Origin of the sequence: Paenibacillus camerounensis (assembly GCF_000723885.1) — a bacterium.
Lineage (GTDB): Bacteria > Bacillota > Bacilli > Paenibacillales > Paenibacillaceae > Paenibacillus_AQ > Paenibacillus_AQ camerounensis.
In genome coordinates this window covers 58394-82919 of the sequence record NZ_CCDG010000040.1, presented here as the reverse complement: position 1 = coordinate 82919, position 24526 = coordinate 58394, and the positions used below count along the sequence as shown (strand labels likewise).

General features: G+C 54.1%; 19 protein-coding genes. 14 read left to right on the top strand and 5 right to left on the bottom strand.

All coding sequences use genetic code 11. From position 1 onward, the window contains the following. The first annotated feature begins 79 nt into the window (after positions 1-79). The 3 genes from BN3772_RS15605 to BN3772_RS15595 all read left to right on the top strand — a co-directional run bounded on the left by BN3772_RS15605 (position 80) and on the right by BN3772_RS15595 (position 4971). The gene (locus tag BN3772_RS15605; RefSeq protein WP_086074601.1) at positions 80-1825 is read left to right on the top strand and encodes a sensor histidine kinase; all 1746 of its coding nucleotides are present in this window, start codon (positions 80-82) and stop codon (positions 1823-1825) included. Next, entirely contained in the window at positions 1818-3212 is a 1395-nt protein-coding gene (locus BN3772_RS15600) for a response regulator transcription factor (protein ID WP_042200569.1), read from the top strand. Before BN3772_RS15605 ends, BN3772_RS15600 begins: the two co-directional genes overlap by 8 nt. An 85-nt stretch (positions 3213-3297) precedes the next feature. Beyond that, on the top strand, positions 3298-4971 hold the full coding sequence (locus BN3772_RS15595; RefSeq protein ID WP_042200644.1) for an extracellular solute-binding protein: 1674 nt from the start codon (positions 3298-3300) through the stop codon (positions 4969-4971). 106 nt (positions 4972-5077) lie between these two features. Here BN3772_RS15595 and BN3772_RS15590 read toward each other — a convergent pair whose 3' ends face one another. Then, positions 5078-6313, bottom strand: coding sequence for an MFS transporter (locus tag BN3772_RS15590; RefSeq protein ID WP_042200568.1), 1236 nt, complete (start codon positions 6311-6313; stop codon positions 5078-5080). Between the two features lie 182 nt (positions 6314-6495). On the opposite strand from BN3772_RS15590, the gene BN3772_RS15585 reads away from it, so the two are divergent. Continuing rightward, a complete protein-coding gene (locus BN3772_RS15585; protein ID WP_042200566.1) occupies positions 6496-7140 on the top strand; it encodes a DUF1796 family putative cysteine peptidase in 645 nt (214 codons plus the stop codon). 333 nt (positions 7141-7473) lie between these two features. Here BN3772_RS15585 and BN3772_RS15580 read toward each other — a convergent pair whose 3' ends face one another. Next, positions 7474-7902, bottom strand: a complete 429-nt coding sequence (locus BN3772_RS15580; protein ID WP_042200565.1) for a MarR family winged helix-turn-helix transcriptional regulator — start codon at positions 7900-7902, stop codon at positions 7474-7476. A gap of 162 nt (positions 7903-8064) precedes the next feature. Here BN3772_RS15580 and BN3772_RS15575 point away from each other — a divergent pair, with 162 nt between their 5' ends. The 3 genes from BN3772_RS15575 to BN3772_RS15565 all read left to right on the top strand — a co-directional run bounded on the left by BN3772_RS15575 (position 8065) and on the right by BN3772_RS15565 (position 11008). Continuing rightward, entirely contained in the window at positions 8065-9519 is a 1455-nt protein-coding gene (locus tag BN3772_RS15575; RefSeq protein WP_042200564.1) for an MFS transporter, read from the top strand. 104 nt (positions 9520-9623) lie between these two features. Further along, on the top strand, positions 9624-10067 hold the full coding sequence (locus BN3772_RS15570; RefSeq protein ID WP_042200562.1) for a carboxymuconolactone decarboxylase family protein: 444 nt from the start codon (positions 9624-9626) through the stop codon (positions 10065-10067). A 23-nt stretch (positions 10068-10090) separates the two neighbouring features. Further along, a complete protein-coding gene (locus BN3772_RS15565; protein WP_244444757.1) occupies positions 10091-11008 on the top strand; it encodes a sigma-70 family RNA polymerase sigma factor in 918 nt (305 codons plus the stop codon). A gap of 107 nt (positions 11009-11115) precedes the next feature. Here BN3772_RS15565 and BN3772_RS15560 read toward each other — a convergent pair whose 3' ends face one another. Both BN3772_RS15560 and BN3772_RS15555 read right to left on the bottom strand, forming a co-directional pair. Further along, on the bottom strand, positions 11116-12471 hold the full coding sequence (locus BN3772_RS15560; protein WP_244444760.1) for a PFL family protein: 1356 nt from the start codon (positions 12469-12471) through the stop codon (positions 11116-11118). 23 nt (positions 12472-12494) lie between these two features. Then, positions 12495-12764 carry an ACT domain-containing protein gene (locus BN3772_RS15555; protein ID WP_042200557.1) on the bottom strand — a complete coding sequence of 90 codons (270 nt, stop codon included), beginning with the start codon at positions 12762-12764 and terminating at the stop codon, positions 12495-12497. A gap of 278 nt (positions 12765-13042) precedes the next feature. Here BN3772_RS15555 and BN3772_RS15550 point away from each other — a divergent pair, with 278 nt between their 5' ends. The 5 genes from BN3772_RS15550 to lspA all read left to right on the top strand — a co-directional run bounded on the left by BN3772_RS15550 (position 13043) and on the right by lspA (position 20136). Next, the gene (locus BN3772_RS15550) at positions 13043-14680 is read left to right on the top strand and encodes a GGDEF domain-containing response regulator (protein WP_086074599.1); all 1638 of its coding nucleotides are present in this window, start codon (positions 13043-13045) and stop codon (positions 14678-14680) included. A 41-nt stretch (positions 14681-14721) separates the two neighbouring features. Beyond that, a complete protein-coding gene (locus BN3772_RS15545; protein ID WP_042200554.1) occupies positions 14722-15093 on the top strand; it encodes a response regulator in 372 nt (123 codons plus the stop codon). Further along, complete coding sequence (locus BN3772_RS15540) at positions 15080-18346, top strand: ATP-binding protein (protein ID WP_157643601.1); 3267 nt, start codon at positions 15080-15082, stop codon at positions 18344-18346. Before BN3772_RS15545 ends, BN3772_RS15540 begins: the two co-directional genes overlap by 14 nt. A gap of 139 nt (positions 18347-18485) precedes the next feature. Continuing rightward, the gene (locus BN3772_RS15535) at positions 18486-19460 is read left to right on the top strand and encodes an aldo/keto reductase (RefSeq protein WP_042200552.1); all 975 of its coding nucleotides are present in this window, start codon (positions 18486-18488) and stop codon (positions 19458-19460) included. 199 nt (positions 19461-19659) lie between these two features. Beyond that, the gene (gene lspA / locus BN3772_RS15530) at positions 19660-20136 is read left to right on the top strand and encodes a signal peptidase II (RefSeq protein WP_042200551.1); all 477 of its coding nucleotides are present in this window, start codon (positions 19660-19662) and stop codon (positions 20134-20136) included. Between the two features lie 89 nt (positions 20137-20225). Here the strand turns inward: lspA and BN3772_RS15525 are convergent, their stop codons facing one another. Further along, positions 20226-20789, bottom strand: a complete 564-nt coding sequence (locus BN3772_RS15525) for a PadR family transcriptional regulator (protein ID WP_042200550.1) — start codon at positions 20787-20789, stop codon at positions 20226-20228. Between the two features lie 150 nt (positions 20790-20939). Here BN3772_RS15525 and BN3772_RS15520 point away from each other — a divergent pair, with 150 nt between their 5' ends. Next, positions 20940-22433, top strand: a complete 1494-nt coding sequence (locus BN3772_RS15520; RefSeq protein WP_244444756.1) for an MDR family MFS transporter — start codon at positions 20940-20942, stop codon at positions 22431-22433. Between the two features lie 225 nt (positions 22434-22658). After that, a complete protein-coding gene (locus BN3772_RS15515; RefSeq protein WP_042200637.1) occupies positions 22659-24512 on the top strand; it encodes an assimilatory sulfite reductase (NADPH) flavoprotein subunit in 1854 nt (617 codons plus the stop codon). The last annotated feature ends 14 nt before the right edge of the window (positions 24513-24526 follow it).

The window sequence follows — 24526 nt, the reverse complement described above, 5'->3', positions numbered from 1 at the left end:
TTCTATTCAATCCCGGGTAAATCTGGTATTCTGAACCTATCAGATAAAACGCTTACAGAAAGCGAAGTGGGCTAGCAGAATGCGCAGAATGAAGAAGGGGAGCTTCCCGCCGGCCGTGAAATCCCTTAGGAGAACACTGGTCATCTACCTGCTGGTCGGTACGCTGCTGCCGCTGCTGATCGTCGGAATTGTATCCTATACCTCTATCTATTCCATTTTGTCCGGCAAAATAGGCAGCGGCATCAGCGCAAGCCTGCGTCAGGAAGCGCTGAGCCTGGAGAATGCCATCGACAATCTGGACTTCGCTTCCAAGCAGTTCGCGCTCGACGGGCAGATTGTGGAGGAAATGTCCTCTTTTCTGCAGGAAAAACAGATTTACCGCAAATCACAGATTATGAATTCCATCAATCAGAAGATCAATCTCGTCAATTTCACCAATCCCTATATCGGGTTGACTGCCTACGTTATGCCCGGCGGCAAGGACCCGGTGCTGTTCACCAACATGAGCATGCGGCGGGGATTCGATACAGGGAAGCTGCCGGCTTTTATGCGCTACAACGGGGCGGATTATTTCGGGCCGCACGGGACGATGTATGCTGTCGGCGACAATGTGGTCTTCTCGGAGCAGCGGATTGTCCGGGTGAGCGGCCAGCATGAGCTGTATATTTACCTGGAGACGAACTATAGCTTGCTGCGCAAAATTTTTAATGAACAGGCTTACGGCATGGCGGTGAACCATCTGCTGGTCAATCAGGCGGGGACCTCGACCTATGCGGTTGACGGGGAGGTGCCAGAGAAGATACTCGCTGCTGCGGGGCTAAGCGGACGTCCGGCCCATGAGGAGCTGGAGGGCTATCACCTGTTCCGCTATGAGAGTCCGCAGGGCTGGAAGCTGGTGGCTGCCGTCAAAAAATCGGTGTTCAACAGCGAAATCTACGCCTGGTTCTACAAAATGATTCTGCTCGCGCTCTCGACCCTGCTGTTCGCCGGTCTGCTGGCCTGGCTGATCTGGAGGCGGATCTATGGTCCGCTGCGCAAGGTCAACGTGGAAATTATCCGGATGGCCGAGAATGTTACCGCGCCGGTTGCTTTTACCAATGTGGAGGAGTTTGATTTTGTACTGAGCAACTTTCAGCAGATGAAGGATCAGGTCAACGAGCTGATACAGGCGGTAGCGCGCAATGAGAAGCAAAAAAGCCAGTTTGAGATAGAAAAGCTGCTCAGCCAGATTAATCCGCATTTTTTGCATAATACGCTTAATACGGTGCAGTGGCTGGCCCGGCTGAACGGGCAGAAGGAGATCGACCGGCTGGTTACGCTGCTGGTGAAGGTGCTGCATTATAATCTGGGCAAGCAGAGCCTTATTGTCACGATCAGGGAAGAGATTGCGGCGATCCGCAATTATATGGAGCTGCAGCGCATCCGCTATGATTATGAATTTGAATTCAAGGTGCAGGCGGAGGACGGGGTACTGGATGCGGCGGTGCCAAGGTTCCTGCTCCAGCCGCTGGTGGAAAATTCAATCTACCACGGGCTAAGCGACCACGGGCGGGTGGATGTTATTATCGGGGCGCATGGTGAAGCAGAAATCCTGCTGTGTGTAAGGGATAACGGGGCCGGGATGAATGATGCCCAGATTGCCGAGCTGCTGTCGGACGACAGCGCCAAAAAGCGCGGGCTCGGCATCGGCTTCGCTTATGTCATGCGGATGCTGCGAACCTATTACGGCGGACAGATGGACCTGCAGATCAAAAGCGGCGAGGGTGAAGGGACGGACATCTCCATTACCATTCCCCGCAAAAGCAAGGAGGACTTCGATGATTAAAGCAATTGTGGTCGATGATGAGCGGCTGGTACGCAAAGGCTTTATTTCGCTGATTGACTGGCCTTCCTTCGGAGTGGTGATCGTTGGTGAAGCCGGGGACGGCAATGCGGCGCTGGCGCTGCTCCGTGAGCAGGAGGCCGATCTCTTATTCGTTGATATTACGATGCCGGGTATGTCCGGCTTTGAGCTGATACGGCAGGTGAGGCAGCAGTTTCCGGCTATCCGCTGCGTGGTGCTGACCTGCCATCATGAGTTTGACTATGTACAGGAGGCGCTGCGGCTGGGGGCCGTCGATTATATTGTCAAAACGCTGCTTGAGGTGGAGAACGCTGACGCGACCATCAGCCGTCTGGTCGAGCGGGTGAGATGGGAGGACAGCACCCGGGAATCACTCAGCCGGAGGGAAGCCTCCGGCCTGGCTGCTGACAGGGTGCTGCTCTTTGTGCCGCTGAAGGGGCAGGTGAGCGAAGAGGAGCTGTTCCAGCTCCCCCTGGCGAAGAATCAGCCCCTGATTGCCCTGCAGGGGCAGTGGATTGTGCCGCTGCAGGGGCGGATGTCCGGCGATGCACTCCAGCGGGAGCTGCGCGCCCTGCCGGCAGGACGCTGGCAGGCGGCGCTGGTCAGCGGACTGCAGGGCAGGATGTGCCGGGAGCTGGAGCCGGTGCTGGGCAAGGCGGCGCGCCTGGCGCTGTTCTATTACGGCGGCGAAGAGGAGCCGCCTAGACTTGATTATGCGGAGCTTGCGCTGGCAGCGGAGGGGGCGGCCGGGGAGGCGCCGTTTCCGGCGTCGGGGCATCAGCTCAGATGGGCGCTTGAGCGGGGAGACTGGGACAGCTTCACTGCGGAAATGCTGCTGCGCCGGCCTGCTCCTGAGGCGGTAGCGGACTTCGGGCATTCGCTGCTGAAGAGCTGGAGCCCGCTGCTGCTGAGTCCGGCAGAGGCTGCTGAGCTTAAGGCTGCTATTAGCGGCAACGTGAACTGGTGCAGCTGGAAGCAGTGGCTCCGGGAGTTCGCCGGACATGTCCAGCGGCGGATGATCGAGCTCGGACTGAGCAAAGAGGTCATGTTCTGCCTGATCCGTGCCGTCCTGTACATGAAGCAGAACGCCGGCAGCAAAATCAACCAGGGCGATGTAGCGGCCCATATCAATATGAGCCGGGGGTACTTCAGCCAGTGCTTTGCCCGTTTCGCGGGGGAGAGCTTCGGCGAGGTGCTGCGCGGGATGCGGCTGGAGCTGGCCAAGTCGCTGCTGCTGGAGACGACTCATCCGGTGCATGAGATCGCCTGCCGCTCAGGCTTTGAGGACGACCGGTACTTCAGCAGGCTGTTCCGGGAACGGGTTGGCCGGCTGCCTAGCGAATACCGCGCGCAAGGAGCGAAGCTGTGAGTAAGGGCTGCGCGCCCGCTTCAGCATGCTGCTCCGGTACGGGATGGCCGGCTGCTATGCGCTGCCGTGCAGAAAGGATGGGGCTATGAAGCATAGCGTAAGGTTCACGCTTGTTATACTGGCTGCACTCATGCTGCAGGGCTGCAGCACAGACCAGCCCGGTCCGGATGCCGAGGCGCCAGCGCCTGATGCTGCTGAAGCCGCCGCTTACGGCAGATATGAGCAGCCGGTTACGATGCGGGTCGGCTTCAAGGTGCCTGATGCCCGGCTGAATAACGGGGACAGCAACGATAATAATCCGATCTCCCGTTATCTGGAGAGCCAGACGAATATCAGGGTTACACACTCCTGGGAGGCAAAGGGCGAAGAGCCGTATACGCAAAAAGCGCAGCTGGCGATAGACAGCAACGATCTGCCGGATGCGATGGTCGTTGACCGGGATCAGCTGAACAAACTGATGGACAGCGGGATGATTGCTGATCTGACTGAGGTCTTCGGGCAGTACGGCTCGGAGCTGATCAAGGATATGTACGATTCTACGGGGGGCCGGGCACTGGCGGATGCTTCACGCGGCGGCAGGCTGTACGGCCTGCCGAATGTGGCGATCCGGGCCGATTCCCCGATGCTGCTGTGGGTCCGCCAGGACTGGCTGGACCGGCTGGAGCTTCCGCCGCCTGCAACCTTCGAGGATATTGAACGGATTGCCAGGGCGTTCATCCAGCAGGACCCTGACGGCAACGGCAAACGCGATACCACCGGGCTCAGCGCCTACAAAAATATCATTTACGGGGCAAAGCCGCATATCAACGGGCTGGATGCTGTGTTCAGCGCGTTTCACTCTTTTCCGACCAACTGGATCAAAGACAGCGGCGGCTCAATTGTATACGGATCTATCACGCCTGAAACTAAGGCTGCCCTCGGCAAGCTCGCCGGCTGGTATAAGCAGGGGCTGATTGATCCGGGCTTTGCCCTCTACAAAGAGACCCAGGAGCCGATCATTGCCGGCCAGTCCGGCATGTTCTTCGGTCCTTGGTGGATGCCTTATTATCCGCTGTCGGAGGCGGTGGCCGCAGATACCCGGGCAGAGTGGCGGGCTTTTGCAGCACCGCTGGATTCAAGCGGCAAGTTCGTTGCCCACATGGCGGCGCCGACGGACCGTTATCTCGTGGTCCGCAAGGGCTATGAACATCCGGAAGCTGTGGTGAAGCTGCTGAACGTGTTCACCCGGCTGGAAAGAAGGCGTGACCCGAATACCGCAGAGGTCAGAGCGCTCGATGATTTCTCGTCGGAGACCGGCATCCAGCCGCGCGCCTATTATCCGTTCGACCTGCTGATTGACTACAGCGATGCAATTGAGCAGCATTATAACGATGTCCAGCAGGCGCTGCACGGCAAGATCGACCCGGAGCTGCTCGACCCGGACACCAGACTGCTATATGACCGCTGGATCGCGGAAGAAGAGCAGCCCAAGAAGAACCTTGAGGGCTGGAAGGCCACCAATGCTTATAAATACGGAGCGGCCGCTCTGACTTCAAACGCGATTGAAGAGGTGGAAAGTGTATTCTACGGCAGTACTCCCAGCATGCCTGGGCTGTGGCCGAAGCTGCAGACACTGGAGAGCGAGGCGTTCCTGAACATCATCGTCGGCGAGACGCCGCTGAGTGCATTCGATGAGTTTGTACAGGAATGGAAGAGCATGGGCGGGGAGCAGATTACGCAGGAGGTGGCGGAGGCGGTGGACGGCAGTGCCGGTAAATGATGAGCACTCGATTCAGCATGCAGAAAGAAGGCCGGAATTCCTGATAAGGAAATTCTGGCCTTTTTTCTGATGTTTCTGTTCTGACATAGCTAAGGATCTGGTAACACTATGCAGCCGGGGCATCACCCGGAGCTGCATTTGAGGATCTTCTTCCGCCAGTCAGAGCATAGCTGAACCAGGCACCGGCCAGAGCCAGAACAGCCAGGGCGGCAGACAGCCAGGGAATGGAGGTTAAGCCGAAGGAGCTGATTGCAACCCCTCCGAGATATGCTCCGGCTGCATTGCCAAGATTAAGCGCAGAGTGGCTGGAGGTTGTGGCGAGCAGCGGAGCTTTATGCGCCAGGTTCATAATCCGCAGCTGAATGCCCGGCATAATGCCGAAGGCGGCGATTCCCCAGAGGAAAATGTTGCTGACCGCCAGCACAGGATGGCTCATGGTTACGGTCAGAGTGGAGATGACAACGGCAAGCACTGCAAAGTTGACCATCAGTGAGGGCATCAGCTTCCAGTCGGCCAGCTTGCCGCCGGCAATGTTACCGAGCGTGACACCTACCCCGAACAATACCAGAATCCAGGTCACACTCTGTTCTCTAAAGCCGGTGATGCCCTGCAGCATAGGCGTAATATACGTGAACAGCGCGAACAGGCTTCCACATCCCAGTGCTCCGGTGAGCAGAATCAGCAGTACCTGCGGATTCAGAAGACCCCTCACCTGCTCGCGGAGATTGGCTGTCTCCTGCTGGATAATCACCGGGATGAACCGGATGATGCCGAACAGGGAGATGATGCCAAGCACAGTAATGGCACCGAAGGAGGCGCGCCAGCCGAGCTGCTGGCCGATAAACGTTCCGAACGGAACACCGATAATATTCGCGACAGTCAGCCCGGCCAGCACTACCGAGACGGCTCCGGCACGCTTGTCCGGCGGCACCAGTCTCGCGGCGATAATGGTCCCGACACCCAGAAAAGTGCCGTGTGCAAAAGCAGTCAGTACTCTGGCAATAATCAGCAGCAGATAGGTAGGCGCAATAACAGATACTGCATTGCCCAGGATGAAGATACCCATTAGGATAACGAGCAGCTTTTTCTGCGGCAGCTTATGGGTGAATATTGTGAGGATAGGTGCCCCGATTGCAACACCAAGCGCGTAGCTGGTTATGAGCTGGCCGGCCTGCGGGATTGTCACACCGAGATAACTGGCGACATTGGGTAGCAGCCCCATAATGATGAATTCGGTCATACCGATGGCAAAGGCACCGAGGGTCAGACAGAGAAGCGACAACGGGAAACGTTCTTTAGCCGGCTTTGTGTTGCGGAGGCTTTTAGGTGAATGATGGCTCATGATGCTTGTGCTGACACTCCTTTTTGAATAATCATGATTTACAGTCAACTTTCATACATTTTCATACCGGGTTACATTTTAACCGTTTTTTGCAGCCCGGGCAAAGGAAACTTAATCTACCATCCAAACCTTTCAGCCGCCGGAAGCATTTAATATTGAAATAACAGTGTGGGGTGAGGCAAATGGATTTGGGTGAGATAAAGGGAGCCTATGACTGTATCGTCAGCCTGGGCAGCTCCTGTGAACCGGCGGCGCATTTGCGGAGAAAAGGCCTCAGAACCTTTTCTTCTCCGCTAGACTGGGTGGTTTCCTTATCACTTACAGATGTGAACAGGCTGCTCAGCAGCCGTTTTGCAGGTTATATGGAGCTTGAGAATATGTCGCCGGTCGATGGTAATGATGTATTTGTGGAGAATGAAGTGGTCATGCCGGTCAGATCTTATTTTATTAAGGACTTTCATTACAATGTTATATCAGTCCATGATTTCCCGGTGCTGGAGGGGCAGGAGTGGAGTGCAGTGTATCCCGGATTCAAAAGTAAAATCGAGCTGCGCAGCCAGCGCCTCCTGGATCAGCTTGGGGCCAGCAGCAGGACGCTGTTCATCCGCTGGGGCAGCACGTATGAGGAGGCTGCCGAGCTTCAGCGCGTACTGAGCACCTTGACCGGAGGAGAATTTCTGATTCTGATTGTGAACGGGGTTGACGGGCGGGAAGGTGTGGTTAACAACGGCTGGGGATACCCGGGGATCTGCTCGCTCAGTATTCCGAACCGGGCAGGGGATAATGTTACTTGGGATTATATTCTGGACGGCATCAGCCTGACGTGAGCAGCGGTTGAGGCTAAGGGCAAAAATGCCTCTGATTCCGCCCCGGCAGGCCAAACGAGCGAAATGAGAGGCAAAAATGCCTCTGATTCCGCCCCGGCAGGCCGAACAAGCGAAATGAGAGGCAAAAATGCCTCTGATTCCGCCCCGGCAAGCCAAACGAGCGAAATGAGAGGCAAAACTGCCTCTGATTCCGCCCCGGCAAGCCAAACGAGCGAAATGAGAGGCAAAACTGCCTCTCATCCCACTCCATCCGGGCCGATTGAGTAAAATTGGAGGCAGATGAATGTCCTTCATACCGGCCCAGCCGGTCCACATAAAGAAGGGGGGATTCAGCTAAGTCAGCTTTTCGGTGCTGCGGATGACCTTTTGGAGCAGCGCCACCAGTGTATCGGACTCCTCCTCTGTCAGCTCCGCAGTCATTCTGGCATTATGGCCGTCCAGAATGGCCTGAAATTCAGGGGCAAAAGCCTGTGCCTTTGCGGTAGGATACAGGTGGGAGGAGCGCCGGTCCTTGGGATCGGGCTGGCGTTCAATATAGCCAAGCTGCTCCAGGTGCTTCACCGAGCGGGCTGTGGTCGCTTTATCAAATTTCATTTCACTTGTCATCTGATCCTGGGTAATGCCGGGATTGCCGAGAATCAGCTTGAGGAAGCTGTGCTGTCCGCCGCTGCCAAGGCCGTACGGCTGGAGCTCCCTGCTTAATATTTTGTTATTCTGGCGCTGAAGGTAAGCGATCAGCTTGCCGAGCGGTTCTTTTTTCACTACGGACACACCTCTTTGGTTTTGTGCGGCACTCGCGATCCGCCCTTGCTGAAAGTTTACCGTAAAGCTGTTGCGCACGCAACTAGTTTGCTGTACACTGGTTGATATGGATTGTTGCGCACGCAACTATATCCGAAAACTGAGGCAAGAGGGTGTTTTTGTATGTCTTCCATTAGTGCAACCTATCAGGATGATGCGGCGGTTCAGAAGAAGCGCTGGATTATCCTGATTGTTCTAAATTTATTTACCTTTATGTCCACACTGGACGGGAGTATTGTCAACATTGCCCTGCCGGTGCTGGTGAAGCAGCTCAATCTCCAGGTAGCCCAGGTTGAATGGGTCACTACCGGTTATTTAATGGCAATATGCGCTGTTATTCTGTTCTTCGGCAAGCTGGGGGATATGGCCGGCAAAATCCGGATTTTCAGAATCGGAACGGTTGTGTTCATCATCGGCTCTCTGCTCTGCGGGCTCAGCACCAGTCTGCCGTTTCTCATTGTCTCCCGGGTGATCCAGGCGGTTGGCGCTTCAATGACGATGGCGAACAGCCAGGGGATTGTGACGGATATTTTTCCGGCTGGTGAACGGGGAAAGGCGCTTGGCCTGATTGGTACCTTTGTGTCGCTTGGCAGCATCGCCGGCCCGAGTCTGGGCGGTATTATCGTGTCTACGCTGGGCTGGGAATATATTTTCTGGGTAAATGTGCCGATTGGCATAATCGCGTTTGTGCTGGGGATGAAGGTGCTGCCTAAGGATCTGGTCAGAGTAAAGTCAACAATAGATCTGCCGGGCAGCCTGCTGTTCTCATTCTTTATCATTACCTTGTTCGCCGGCCTGCTGCTTGGGCAGCAGCTCGGCTATAGCGATGTGCGGATCATCACGGCACTTGCTGCCGCCGCTGCTTCGTTCGCCGCCTTTCTCCTTGTTGAGCTTCGCAGCTCCGCACCGCTTTTGCAGCTGTCCTTGTTCAAAAACCCGTTATTTTCACTGAGCATTCTCTGCGCCTTCCTGGTTTTCGCGGCTAATTTCTGCTTCAATATTATCTCGCCGTTCTATGCGCAGAATATGCTCGGACTCACGCCGTTCTCCGCCGGATTTCTGCTGATGCTCTTCCCGATCTCGATGGTTATTATTGCACCGCTGAGCGGAGCGCTCTCTGATAAAATCGGCTCTGAATTTCTGACCTTTGCCGGCCTGATCGTCATGGTAATTGCCCAGTTTGGACTGGCCCGGCTGCATGAGGGAAGCTCAGTCATTCTGGTTGGTGTATGGATCGCCATGCTTGGTGTCGGCAGCGGCCTGTTCCAGTCACCGAACAATTCGCTGATCATGAGCAAGGTGCCGCGTACCCAGCTCGGCTCGGCCGGCAGCGTGAATTCTTTGGTACGCAACGTAGGGATGGTAGTCGGAATTACGATCGCCACCTCAATCCTGTTCAATGTGATGAGCAGCAAAGCAGGTTACCGGGTTACCGGACTCGTCGAAGGGCGCCCGGATATTTTCCTGTCGGGGATGCATGTAGTGTTCTTGACCTCTTCGGCAATTTGCCTCGTGTCCGCACTGCTGACAGGCTGGCGGATGGTTTCGATCCGCAGGAGCAAGCGGGCCCGGGCTTAAGCCGGCCGGTTCATTTTAACGAAAACTTTTTTAGCCGTTTTTGTCACACATTCCTGCCCCGTATTGTCTCCATTAATGAATAACACTTATGGAGGCGATTAGAAATGAGCTTACGGTTCAATTACAGACAGGTTAACGCACCGGCATTCCGGGCTATGATGGCATTGGAACAGCATAACGGAGGACGCGGGCTGGACAAGGTGCTTACCGAGCTGGTTAAAATAAGAGTGTCGCAGATTAACGGCTGTGCGTTCTGCCTGGATATGCACGCCAAGGACCTGCTGAAGCTGGGAGATTATCAGGATAAGCTGCTGCTGGTCTGTGTATGGCGTGAGGCTCCTATTTTTACACCTCATGAACGGGCGGTGCTGGAGCTTGCCGAGGCAATTACCCATATCAGCCGGGACGGGGTGCCGCAGGCAGTCTATGACCATGTGCGCGAATTTGTCAGCGAGGAAGAATACGTAGACTGGATTATGAGCATCAATACGATTAACAGCTGGAACCGGATTGCTATATCGACGGGGATGTATCCGGGCTTGTTCTAATAACACGGGCGGGAGGGCGAATCGTGTTCGATACGCAGACAGAGAGGTTTGAGGAGCTGTACCTACACTACAAAAGATATGCCTTCTCCATCGCATACCGTATGCTGGGTTCTGCGGCAGATGCAGAGGATGTGCTGCAGGACTGCTTCGCGGATCTGCAGCGCCGTGAGCTTGACGATATTGATAACATCAAGGCATATATCGCAAAAAGCATTACCAACCGCTGCCTGAACCTCATGAACTCGGCCCGCAGCCGCAGAGAGACTTATATCGGCGAATGGCTGCCCGAGCCGGTGAGTGAGCTGTATGACGGGCCGGAGGCAGCGGCTGAGCGTAAGGATTCGCTCTCCTTTGCTTTTCTGGTTCTGCTGGAGAAGCTGTCGCCTGTCGAAAGAGCCGTATTTGTCCTCCGTGAGGCTTATCAGTACGAATATGAGGCAATTGCCGGGATGGTCGGCAAAGGGGAGAGCAACTGCCGGCAGATTTTCAGCCGCGTGAAGCGCACGCTGCAGGCTGAGCCGGCGCCTTCGGTACATTCACCAGCGCCGGGTCAGGCCCGCAGAATCATGCTTCAACGCTTTACTGCCGCCTTCGCTGCTCACGATGTGGGCGGGATGCTGGCTCTGCTGACCGAGCAGCCTGTGCTCATAGCCGACGGAGGCGGGCAGGAGGTTCATACCATCCTCCGGCCGATGACCGGCCGCAAAGGGGTGCTTGCCCTGCTGACCTCGCACAGAGTGCTGAACGAGATGAGAACCTGGGAGCCCTCGATCGAGCTGGTTAACGGGGACGAGAGTCTTGTCTACCGCATGCAGGAAGTGGTCAAGGCTGTGCTATGTCTTGGCCTGAGCCGCAGCGGGGAGCAGATCCAGAGCTTCTACCTGGTCGTGGGGCCGGAGAAGCTGGGGCATATCCCTGCCCGGCCTTCTCTCCTGCATTGAGGGAAGTGCCGCTGCTTGTACCTCTGCAGGACATGTCATTCCCGGATACCGGACCAATCAACAAAAACGCCGCCCGCCTGACTTCAGGGGGCGGCGTTTTTGTACAATCAGTTCTTGAAGCTGTGAATCGGTGCGGGTATCCGTCCGCCGCGGTTCACGAATCCGGCACAGTTGAACGGATTCACAGCCATGACCGGCGCGTATCCGAGCAGACCGCCGAATTCAACCATCTCGCCGACGTCCTTGCCGATTACCGGAATCAGCCGGACTGCGGTTGTTTTGTTATTGACCATGCCGATTGCTGCTTCATCCGCGATAATGCCGGAGAGCGTTTCTTTGCTGGTGCTGCCTGGAATGGCAATCATATCAAGCCCGACGGAGCAGACACAGGTCATTGCTTCGAGCTTCTCCAGTGTCAGCGCACCGCGCTGCACGGCTTGAATCATCCCATGGTCCTCACTGACCGGAATGAAGGCACCGCTTAATCCGCCGACGTAGGAAGAGGCCATAACGCCGCCTTTTTTGACATTGTCGTTGAGGATCGCCAGCGCTGCTGTAGTGCCGGGAGCTCCGGCTTCCTCCAGACCCATAACCTGGAAGATCTCGGCGATGGAATCCCCGATCAGCGGGGTAGGCGCCAGTGACAGATCAATAATGCCGAACGGAACACCGAGCCGTTTGGAGGCTTCCTGGGCGACAAGCTGGCCGACCCGGGTTACCTTGAAGGCGGTCCGTTTGATCGTCTCGCAGAGCGTTTCAAAGTCCTGGCCCTTAACTTCCTCCAGCGCCCGCTTGATCACCCCGGGGCCGCTGACCCCGACGTTGATAACACATTCCCGTTCCCCGACGCCATGGAAGGCACCGGCCATGAACGGGTTATCCTCTACCGCGTTACAGAATACTACCAGCTTGGCACAGCCGATCGAATCGCGGTCTTTCGTGCGCTCTGCCGTCTGCAGGATGATGTCACCCATCAGTTTTACGGCATCCATATTAATTCCGCTGCGCGAGGAGCCGACATTAATAGAAGAGCATACACGCTCGGTTACAGCCAGTGCTTCAGGGATGCTGTCGATCAGAATCCGGTCGCCTTTGGTACAGCCCTTCTGTACAAGCGCAGAGAAGCCGCCGATAAAGTTAACTCCGACCTCTTTGGCCGCCTTGTCCAGAATTTCCGCAACCGGCACATAGGAATCCGTGTGGACTGCCCCTGCGGCAATGGAAATTGGAGTGACAGAGATACGCTTGTTGACGATCGGCACGCCGAACTGCCGCTCCAGATCTTCACCGGTCTTGACGAGCTTCTCGGCAGAACGGGTAATTTTATCGTATACATTCTGGTTAAATACGCGCATGTCGGTATGGGAGCAGTCCATCAGGCTGATTCCCATCGTAATGGTACGTACATCCAGATTCATTTCCCGGATCATCTGATTCGTTTCTTGAACTTCACCACGTGATATCATGTTTAAGTCTCCTTTGGCTGCTAGATGCGGTGCATAATATTGAAGATATCCTCATGCTGGAGCTTGATCTCCACTCCGATATCCTCGCCGACATGCTGCAGATCCTGGACGATCTCTTCAAAAGATTTGCTTGGCGCCGAAATATCAACAATCATCATCATGTTAAAATAGTCCTGGACAATCGTCTGTGAAATATCCAGAATGTTCAGATTGTGCTCGGCAAGGTATGTACAGACTCTGGCGATAATCCCAACTTTGTCTTTTCCCAGTACAGTAATAATTCCCTTCACTTCAAAGCCTCCTGTTTAATTTATTCTTGTCTTGCCGGCAGAACCGGATATCGTCCTGTTTTGGACGGCGCAGCCGATTCTACTTGACCGCCGCTTTAACGGGATGAACCGTTTCAATCATTATCACAAATGCCGGCACAGGCTTCAACCAAAGTTTTTTTGTCGGTTTGATCACATTTTTGATCTTGACGCCTTTATTCTATAGAATAGTGTTGACAGAATATGAAAAAAATGATGAACTGATAGTTTGACAGCTGATAGAACGTTCCAAAGGAGTAATGATGACAACGAGAAAATATAAAGAGCTTGTCGAGCAGCGGACTAGGCAAACCCTGGAGAAATGGGCAGGACAGCAGTCGGTCGGTGAGAGGGAGATTTACCGTTTTCTGCATAACTTAAAAGGAACTTCAGGAACAGTCGGCTTGGACCGGGTGGAGCAGTTTGCCGGCAGTGCGCTGCTGTATTTCTCGGATGAGAGTGACAAGGTCTGGCTGGAGGCGGAATGGCGTGAGGTTTTATTTCCTCTGCTCGGGCTGTTCGGAGATGAGGAACAGACGGGTGCCATACCGGAGCCCAAATTTGAAGCTAATCTGCCGAACGGCGACAAACCACATAAATATGAAATTCTGCTTGTGGATGATGATGTAGAGCTGGTTGCTTTCCTGCGGGAATCGCTGGAGCGTAAATCTTATTATGTGAATATAGCCATGTCAGCTGAGCGCGGGCTCAAGCTGTTCTATGAAAGCCGCCCGGATCTGATTCTGCTGGACATTCTGCTGCCGGACCAGAGCGGAATTGATGTGCTGCACCAGATAATCGGCAAGGCCAAAAAAGAGCGGATTCCGATTATTATCATCAGTGGGGAGCATTCCAAGGATATTCAATTGTACGCGTATACACTCGGTGTAATGGACTATGTGCCTAAGCCGGTGGACATAGATCTGTTTCTGGCCCTGATTAAGAACCGCTTCGAGCTGAAAAAGGAATGGCAAAAATCGATTATTATCGATGAGCTGACAGGTGCATACAACCGCAAATTTTTCAATCAGACGATGAAGCAGCTTGTTTCCGATTTCCGGCGGACGGAGCGGACCTTTTCGCTGGCGCTGCTCGATCTGGACTATTTTAAGCAGATTAATGACACTTACGGCCATCTGGTCGGGGATGAGGTGCTGCAGGCCTTCTCTGAGCTGGTACGCAGCTCCATCCGTGTTGAGGATACCTTCTGCCGCTACGGGGGAGAGGAATTTGCCCTGTTTATGCCCAATACAGACGCAGCTTCCGCGCTTCTTGTTATTGAACGGATTCAGAAGCAGTTTGCGGACATGGAATTTTGGGCCAAGCAGGAGCTGTTCCATGTTACCTTCTCGGCGGGGGTTACGGAGATCCGCACTTCCCGGGATGACCCGGATGAGCTGATTGAGGATGCGGACCAGGCGCTCTATGCCAGCAAGCATGCAGGAAGAAACCAGTCGACCTTATACAGTGAGTACCTTCCGGCAGGCAAGGCAGAGAGGGTGCTGAAGGTAATTATGGTTGATGATGATGCGCTGATCCGCAGAATTGTTGCCCAACAGTTCATGAACTGGAAGCCGGCCAATAACTTCAGAGTTGAGGTGAGCAGCTTCGAAAGCGGGGTCCAGTTCCTGCAATCCAGCTGGTATTCACCTGATGATAAATATATTGTCCTGCTCGACGGCATTATGCCGGGTCTGGACGGGCTTGAGGTGCTGGAGCAGCTCCGCAGCCGGTATCCGGAGGTTAATCTGCTTGTTATTATGCTTACGGGCCGAAATGACCAGCAGGACATAATTCATGCGCTGCAGATGGGTGCGGATGATTATGTGATCAAGCCGTTCCACCTGCCTGAGCTGCTGATGAGGGTTGAGCGGCTGGCACACAGGTTTTTATTCTAAGCGTTGAACGGCGTCAGTGCAAATCGAAAGGTGAGAGAACAGTGCAGAAGGTATTAATTGTTGATGATGAAGATGTTTTGCGCATGCTTATTGAGGATACGCTTGAGGATCTGGAGGAGGTTGAGCTTCATACGGCCGAGAATGGGCGGGAGGCAATGAATAAGCTGTCAGGGAATAATTTCGATCTGGTCATTCTGGATTATATGATGCCTGAGCTGACCGGTATTGAGCTGCTTGGCCTGCTTAGTGAAGAGGTGAAGGCGGCCACCCCGATTCTGATGCTGACCGCCAAAGCGCAGGAGGGTGACCGGAGCAGGGCAAGAGAGGCGGGCGCCCGCTATTTCATGCCTAAGCCGTTCAGCCCCATGGAGCTTTTGCAGATTGTGGAGGGGATCCTGGGTGATCAGAAATAGCTTTGGTAACATGAGCATCAAAAATAAATATTTCCGTATCATTGCCGGTCTGATCTCACTGGTCCTTCTGTCCGGTATGGGTCTTTTTATTTATATAAATGCGGAACAGTCCACACTGGACCGAAATCAGGACGCGCTTCAGCATAAGGCTGGCACCATTAATGAAATGGCCGTTACACTGAACGAGGTGTTTTTCCGGGCCCGGGGCTACAGCCTGCTCAAAAGCGGCAATGAGCTTCAGATGGCCTATGATGCGCTGGACAAGCTGAAGGTCGTGCTTAGCGATTATTCTGCGCTGAAGCTGTCGGCAGAGGAAGCAAGCTTCAAGTCGGAGCTGGAGACCTTTGTGGACGAGTACCAGAATGTGATCCTGCCCAAAGCAATCGGCTTTGTTGAACAGGATGACTATACCAGCCTGCGTGCGCTGGCCAGTGAAGGCAACACTCAGGCGGTGAACGAGTTTCTGACCTATACTAAGGCATATAAGATGCGCTCTGACAAGCAGCTTAGCGACATGGTGGATCATTCCCTGAAGCGGACCAATGAATTCACCCTGCTGGCCTTCGGTTTAAGTACAATGCTGCTGCTGCTGTTCACTCTAATGATCTGGCGGATTCTCAAGATTCTCATTGATCCGATCGTGAAGCTCGAGGCGGCCAGTAATTCTCTTGCTGCCGGTGAGGCTGTTCTGCTCGGCAAGCTGCATAAGCAGGATGAGATCGGACGTCTCTACGAGGCATTCCTCAATATGGCGCACAGTATTCAGGATAAAGAGGAAGAGCTGATGATGCAGAATGAGGAGCTGCATGCCCAGCAGGATGAGCTTCAGGATCAGCAGTTCAAGCTAGAACGCTCTCTTAGTGAAATCGAGAGCATGATGAAGGCGCTTGACCAGTCGTCCGCTGTTGCGATCCTTTCGCCAAAGGGCATCTTCACGCATACAAATGAGAACATGAGCGATTATACCGGCTACAAAAATTCGGAGCTGATTGGCTTCACCTTCCGCCTGCTTGATCTGAAGAACATGGAAGCTGCGAGAATGCAGCAGATCGTCGGCAAGCTGAGTACCGGAGGCGTGTGGAGCGACGAGGTAGAGCTGGGTATGAAGAACGGGACACCGGCATGGCTGCATATGACCATCATGCCGTACCTGAACGATGAAGGAAAAATCTATCAGTACATTCTGATTGCAAACAATATTACCTCCATGAAAAATGTCCAGCAGAAGCTGGCGGAGACGCTCAAAAATACGGAGCTGACCAAAATCATGCTGGAGCGCAGCAATCAGCTGAACCATGACATCACCTACACGCTGGACAAACAGGAATTCGCCGAGAAATTCATCGAATTTATGAACCGGCAGTATGCGTTCGACTCCAGCGTCTTCTTCCTGGTCAAGGATGAGATTACTGTGGTCAAGGGTGTTCCGCTGGCGAACGTTGAGCGGTACCTGGGAAGTGAGAGCGGCAATATGCTGTACCGGATGCAGACGGAAAAATCCTATATTATCAAACGTCCGGCGACGGAACGCGAGCAGGGGATAGCGCCTGAGCCGGTCCAATCCTATGATTATTATTCAACGGTTGTCAATGCCGGGAACGAAGTGCTTGCTGTATTCTGCGGGACACGGGTCGGTCATTCCTTCAATGACGAAGAGATCAACGAGATCAAGGGCATGATGAACCGGGTGGGACTGGCTATCGAGCGCCTGTTCATGTATGAGGAAATTGAGCACGGCCGCAGGCTGAACCGCGATATTGTTAATAATGTTAATGAGGGCATCCAGTTTGTCCAGATGGACGGTGACATGCTCCAGATGAATCAGGCGCTGGCCCAGTTGTTTGACTATCACGATTGGTCTGAAGGCGATCTGATTCCGCAAGAGCGCTGGACCGGGCACTTCATCCGGATGGCCAATGAATCGGAAGAGCTGGAGCTGTTCTATCAGAAGGCCATGTCCGAGCATTTCATTGAATCCAGCTCAATGAAGTATTCCATCGGCAAGGATCCGCTTAAGCACGTGGACATGTACGCCATACCGGTCTTCCGCCGGGAGACGCGCTTCGGTACGCTGTTCGTCCACCGCGATATTACCCGCGAATATGAGCTGGATGTAATGAAATCGGAGCTGGTCAGCACGGTCAGCCATGAGCTGCGGACACCGCTGTCTAGCGTTCTGGGCTTCACGGAGCTGCTGCTCTCCAAAACAATGAAGCCGGAGAAGCAGCTGAAGTATCTGGAGACCATACACCGGGAAGCCCAGCGGCTGACCGATCTGATCAATGACTTTCTGGATCTGCAGAGGATGGAATCAGGCACCCAGCAGTACAATCAGGAGCCGCTGAATCTCAGCGAGCTTATCCTTGGAGTCATTAATCAGTATAAGCTCAGTGTTAGCCATACGATTTTGCTGGAAGATGAAGCGCACAACGCCGAGGTTGAGGCTGACCGGGATAAGATTGTACAAGTGATGACGAACCTCCTCAGCAATGCGATCAAGTTCTCGCCGGGCGCCAGCGAGATTAAGGTCTCACTGTATAACGAGGGTGAACGGATTATCGTACAGATTCAGGATCATGGACTCGGCATTCCGAAGAATCAGATCGGCCAGCTGTTCCAGAAGTTCAGAAGAGTGGACAACAGCGCCTCCAAGCGGATCGGCGGAACCGGCCTGGGGCTGGCCATCTGCAAGGAGATCATTGAGAAGCAGAAGGGCTCCATCGGTATTGAGTCGGAAGAAGGGGAAGGCTCAACGGTGTGGTTCAGCCTCCCGGTATTGTATACCTCTGGGAGCCGCCATGAAGATGATCCGGTCCGGCTGAATACCGAGAAGGAGCAGAAGCCCAACGTAATGATTGTTGAGGATGACTACAGCCTGTCGCTGCTGCTGTCGGAGGAGCTGAAGGGGAAGGGCTTCCGCGTAACCCATCATTATCACCCGCAGCAGGCCTTTGACCAGGCGCTCAAGACACCGTTCGTAGCCATTGTTGTGGACCTCATGCTGGGTGAGGAGCTGGATGGCTGGGATCTGATCCGGATGCTGAAGAATGACGAACGCACCGAGCATGTCCCGATCGTTATCTCGTCTGCACTGGATAAGGCTGACAAGAATAGGATTAATAATGTGCAGAAATACTTGACCAAGCCCTATCCGCCCAATGAGCTGACTGGAACACTCCAGGAGATTGTGGATAACATCCGGCAGGGGACCGGAGAAGTGCTGTTTCCGGACAGCGGTCATTCAGGAGAATAATAAATGAGATTACATGAACAAGTCCTGTTTGCAGGGCTTGTTTTTTTTGACAGAAAAGCCTTGCCTTATAGTGGACTCTAAGGGGTATAGTGGAAATGAACTGCGGACAACCATTCAAGGATCAAGGGAGGAATTATAAGTGAAGTACAGCTATTTGGGTAAATCTGGACTTAAGGTAAGCCAGCTCTGTCTCGGCACGATGAATTTTGGCCCGGAAACCGAAGAGAAGGATGCTTTCCGGATTATGGATGCCGCACTGGATGCGGGAATTAACTTTTTTGATACGGCCAACGTTTACGGCGGCCAGGAACGGCGCGGCTGGACGGAGGAGATTATCGGACGCTGGTTCAAGCAGGGCGGCGGACGGCGCGAGAAGGTGGTGCTGGCGACGAAGGTTTACGGTGATATGTTCGATGAGCTTGACGGGCCTAATTCCGGTTCCGGCTTGTCTGCTTATAAGATCAGACGTCATCTGGACGGCTCGCTGAAGCGCCTGCAGACTGATCATATCGAGCTTTACCAGATGCATCACGTCGACCGTAATGTTTCGTGGGATGAGCTCTGGGGTGCTTTTGAAAATGCAGTCTCCCAGGGGAAGATTGATTATATCGGCTCCAGTAACTTTGCAGGCTGGCATATTGCCGCAGCTCAGGCGCAGGCCAAGGCGCGTAATTTTCTCGGTCTCGTCTCAGAGCAGCATCTGTATAATCTGCTTGAGCGGACGCCGGAGCTTGAGGTGCTGCCGGCCTCGCAGGAGCTGGGTCTGGGTGTCATTCCCTGGAGTCCGCTCGCAGGCGGGCTGCTGGGACGAAATGCGCTGGCAAAGAGCGGTGTACGCAGCGCCCGTTCAGCCAAGCTTGAACAGAACCGCAGCAAGCTGGAGCAGTTCTCTGCGCTCTGTAAAGAGCTGGGAGAGCATGAGGACCAGGTTGCCCTGGCCTGGGTACTGGCTAATCCGGCAGTTACAGCGCCGATTATCGGTCCGAGAACCATCCAGCAGTTTGAGGATTCTCTGCGTGTAGCCGAAATTGAGCTGGACGGGGAGACGCTGAAGAAGCTGGATGAAATCTTCCCGGGTCCGGGTAAGCCGGCTCCTGAGGCTTATGCCTGGTAATTAGCTTTAGCCGGCAGAACAGAAAAGCAGCGGCTTCCTTTATCAAGGGGGCCGCTGCTTTCATTCCTGCGGTTATTCCGGACTCTCTATAATAGGGCAGCGGTAAATGTGACAAAGATGAAAACAACCTCAGTCATGTGATAAGCTTGAGGCAGGAATCCGTTTGCGGATAGTAAAGGGATCAAGGGAGGCGCCTGCTGTGCTCTTTTATGTGATTGCAATAACGGTATTTGCGGCAGACCAGGCTGCCAAATGGATTGTGCGGGCGAATATGCGGCTCGGGGAGATTGTACCTTTCTGGGAGGGACACCTGACCTTTTCCTATTATGAAAACAGCGGGGCTGCCTTCAGCTCGTTTCAGGGATACGGGAAGTACTTCGCCATTGTGGCGCTGCTGTTTATCGGGGCAGTGTTCTATTACCGGCGCAAAGGGGAATTGCAGGGACCGCTTCTGGAGGCGGCCAGCGGTTTTCTGGTAGGCGGGGCTGCCGGCAACGGGATCGACCGGGTGCTATATCATCAGGTGACAGATTTCCTTATGTTAGGTAAGGGCGGGGGGATCATGAATTTGGCGGATCTGGCGATTAATGCCGGAATGCTGCTCTTCCTGCTCCATCTGATTCTGGAGCAAGTAAAGACCAGCCGGCATAAGCGGCGGCAAATGAAGGAGAACTGAATAGCTTGAAAAGTAAAAGGCTGCCTGATAAGTCATGAAGATGACTCGCCGGGCGGCCTTTTTGGATGCAAATGAGCGGGTGGACCGTGTTACACCTCAGGCGGCAGGCTGCCTCGCTCAAGCTCCCCGATCGCCCATTCGCAGAACTCAATAGAAGCTTTCATCGCCATTACCCGCTTCTGGAGCAGCAAATACCGCCCGAAGGTTGTCGCTTTCAGTTCCCGTGTCTCTCCGCGTTCATCCCGCAGTGCTTCATTGGCCTTGATCAGCAGATTATACCGGTCCAGCTCGCTCCGGTTGAATGCAGCGCGCTGTTGAAGCAATGTCTTGGCCTCCTCCGGCTCAGTGAGCCACAGGCTGTAGAGCTTGAAGTGAAGCTCATCGCGCAGGACGGCAGGCTCAGCCGGAAGCTTTACCCATTCCTGAAGCACAGAGATGCCTTCCCTGGTAATAGTGTATATTTTTTTGTCCGGCTTGTCGGACTGCTCAATCCGTTCATGAGTGATATAGCCCTTAGATTCCATACCTTGCAGCAGGGGGTAGATCTGGCTGTGCCCGGCCCTCCACAACGGCTTGATGCCCTGCGTCAGTTCATAGCCCGTCAGCGGGTTCGCTGTCAGCAGCGCAAGCAGCCCGTAAGACAGTGTATTCATTACTCTAGTGACCTCCAGTCTATATTCATCCGGTTTTATCGCGAATATCGCCTATATGTCAGCATTGACATAACCATAGTGTAGCTATAACATTAATAAAGTCAAGTTGCATATGTAAATATAGACATAATATAAAGGAGGGGATTGTTCTTGGAATTTGCAGAAAAAGGGAAGATTCCTTTCTGGCCGGTAATGACCGCTATTTTCTTCGGGAATTTTCTCTCCGTGCTAAGTACCACAACGATTAATATAGCTGTGCCGATTCTGATGGATCAATTCGGTTCCGGACTGCACACCATGCAGTGGATGGTTACCGGCTTTATGCTGGCGACTGGTGTTACAGCGCCGCTGGCCGGCTATCTGGGCGGCCGATTCAGCTATAAACGGCTATATACATTCGCGTTAGCAGGGTTTACTTTATTTTCGCTGCTCTGTGCCGTCTCCTGGAATCCTGCAATGCTCATTGTATTCCGCATGCTGCAGGGCTCCTGCAGCGGGCTGATTATGGCATGTACGATGACCATCATCTTTCAGGTTATACCGCAGGAGCGGCGGCCCTTTGCTGTAAGCCTCTGGTCCCTGTCGGCTATGGTTGCTCCGGCTGTCGGTCCCACCTTCAGCGGCTGGCTGCTCCAGTTCGCCAGCTGGCACTGGCTGTTCCTGATCAATCTGCCGGTAGGAGCAGCCGCTGTTGTTCTGACACAGCTGCTAATCCCGTATTACCGGATGAATGTTCCGAAGTCCTTTGATGTTCCGGGACTGCTTACGGTAGTGCTCGGCAGCCTGTCTCTGCTGGGAGCGTTCAGCCAGGGCGGCAGCTGGGGATGGACCTCCTGGAAGACACTCTCCATGATTGCCCTCGGAGTTGTGTTGCTCATTCTTTTTGTTCTTCGCGAGCTGAGGACAGAGGTGCCGCTGCTTAACCTGCGTGTATTGAAGAACCGCCGTTTTACGGCGATGCTAAGCATCTACAGTATTGTTACGGTAGCGATGTATGCCGGAACCTATCTGACCCCGCTGTTCCTTCAGACGGTGGAAGGGGCGACTACGCTCAAGACCGGCCTGATTCTGCTTCCGTCTTCTGTGCTGCTTGCACTACTCAGCCCGGTAGTCGGCAAGCTCTATCCGCGTTTTGGGCCGGTCAGGCTGATCTCTGCCGGCATTGCCTGCATCTTTGCCGGCCTGCTTCTGATGAGCAGGCTCCACGTAGGTATCGCCCATAATTTCATCTTATGGGCAATGGTGGTGAGGAATCTTGGAATCGGGCTGGCAAACGTACCAAGCAGCACGGCCTCCATGGAGGAAATCCCCGCGGAATGGTCGGGGCATGCAACCTCGATCAATAACTGGGTGCGCAATGTGCTCAGCTCGCTGGCGATTGCTGTGTTCACCTCGCTGCTCTCCAGCAGGGAGGCGATCCATGCCCATGAATTGAGCGGGGCAGGCGGGCTGGCAGGTGCTGGGCTGCAGCTGCATTCCTTCACAATGGGAGTGAATGATGTATTCCTGGTTGCAGCGCTGCTGGTGCTGACTGGGTTCCCTCTGATGCTGCTTGTCCATCGGCGTAAAAGGGAAACTGTCCCGGGTGGATTACCTGCAGAAGAGCCTGGAAGCCTTAAAAAAAGGCCGGCTGCAAAATTCTAATATCAGATTATCTAATGCATCTTATCATTAATAATAATGAAGCGGCCCAAATCGGAGTGTTTTACTCTGATTTAAGCCGCTTTTCGTCATTTTATTGGATTAAATGACAAAAATGACAAAAATGAGGCATGATTAGACTCGTTGATCGTTTCTGATAATTGTGATAGCCTGAGTTCAAGATGTTAGAAGAGTAGAAGATTTTTTGCTAAGGAGAGGTCCATATTGGTGCAACTACAAGTTACGAACAGCCCGTTTGATGAGAACCAGGTCCAACTGCTGAACCGGCTGCTGCCGACCTTAACGGAGTCGCAGCAAATCTGGTTAGGCGGATATTTGTCCGCAATGTCCCTGCGGGGAGCCGGAGCAGCACCTGAAGCTGTTGAACAGCCGGCACTGGTGCAGGCAGCCCAAAGCGCAGTATCTGTTGCCGCCCCTCCATTATCCCGTGAGGTTACGGTATTATTCGGCTCCCAGACCGGCAACTGCCAGCGGCTGGCTGCAAGCTTGTCCCGCAAGCTCGAAGAACAGGGCTTTCAGGTAAACGTGTCGGCAATGAATGCCTTTAAGCCGAATACGCTCAAGAAGGTGGAGAACCTGCTGATTCTGGTCAGCACCCACGGTGAAGGGGAACCGCCGGACAACGCCCGGGCCTTTCATGAATTTCTCTACAGCAAAAGAGCGCCGCAGCTTGAATCCCTTCGTTATTCAGTTCTCGGGCTGGGGGATACCTCCTATGAATTCTTCTGCCAGACGGGTAAAGACTTTGACCAGCGCCTTGAGGAGCTCGGCGGCCGCCGCCTGAGTCCGCGCACAGATTGTGATCTCGATTATGATGAGCCGGTGGCAGACTGGTTCGGCAAGGTGCTCGAAGCGCTGAACGGACCGCAGAATGCGCCGCAGCTTGCTGACGCGGCCGTCCAGGCTGCTGAGAAGGCGGATGAGCCGCAGTCTCCATTTTCCCGTAATCAGCCTTTCCAGGCCGAAGTGCTGGAGAATCTGAACCTGAACGGCCGCGGCTCGGACAGGGAGACACGGCATCTGGAGCTGTCTCTTGCCGGTTCCGGCCTGACCTTTGAGCCAGGCGATTCTCTGGGTGTCTATCCGGAGAACCATCCGCAGCTGGTAGCGGATATTATCGCAGCAATGGGCTGGAATGCAGATGAAACAGTGCCTTTGAATAAGAAAGGTGATACAGGTACTTTGCATGAAGCGCTGCTGCGCCATTACGAGATTACGGTGCTGACCAAACCGCTGCTTGAACAGGCGGTGAAGCTGTCTGCTGCACCTGGCCTGCAGGCACTGCTGGCTCCGGAAGCCCAGCAGGAGCTGAAAGCATACATTCAGGGCCGCGATCTGCTGGATCTGATTCATGATTTCGGGCCTTGGAACGCATCTGCCGTCAGCTTTGTAACGGTTCTGCGCAAGCTGCCGGCCAGACTTTATTCCATTTCCAGCAGCTATAACGCCAATCCGGAAGAGGTTCATTTTACAGTCCGTGCTGTGCGCTATGAAACGCATGGACGAGAGCGTTACGGTGTATGCTCGGTGCATTGTGCCGAACGCGTACAGCCGGGAGATACCTTGCCGGTATATATTCAGAGCAATCCGAATTTCAAGCTGCCGGCTAATCCGGATGTTCCGCTCATTATGGTCGGCCCGGGTACGGGAGTCGCCCCGTTCCGTTCCTTCCTTGAGGAACGCGGCGAGCAGGGGGCAGGCGGCAAGACCTGGCTGTTCTACGGGGACCGGCACTTCGTAACCGACTTCCTCTATCAGACAGACTGGCAGCGGATGCTGAATGAAGGTGTGCTGAGCAAGCTGGACGTAGCCTTCTCACGGGATACAGAGGAGAAAGTGTATGTGCAGCACCGTATCCTTGAGCACAGCAAAGAGCTGTATGCCTGGCTGCAGGAAGGTGCCCACGTCTATGTATGCGGTGACGAGAAGCATATGGCGCATGATGTGCATGCAGCGCTCGTAACCGTTATTCAAGAGGAGGGCGGCCTAAGCCCCGAGGCTGCAGCAGCTTATCTGGAGAATCTCCAGCAGGAACAGCGTTATCAGCGCGACGTATATTAAGGACAGCGGATGGC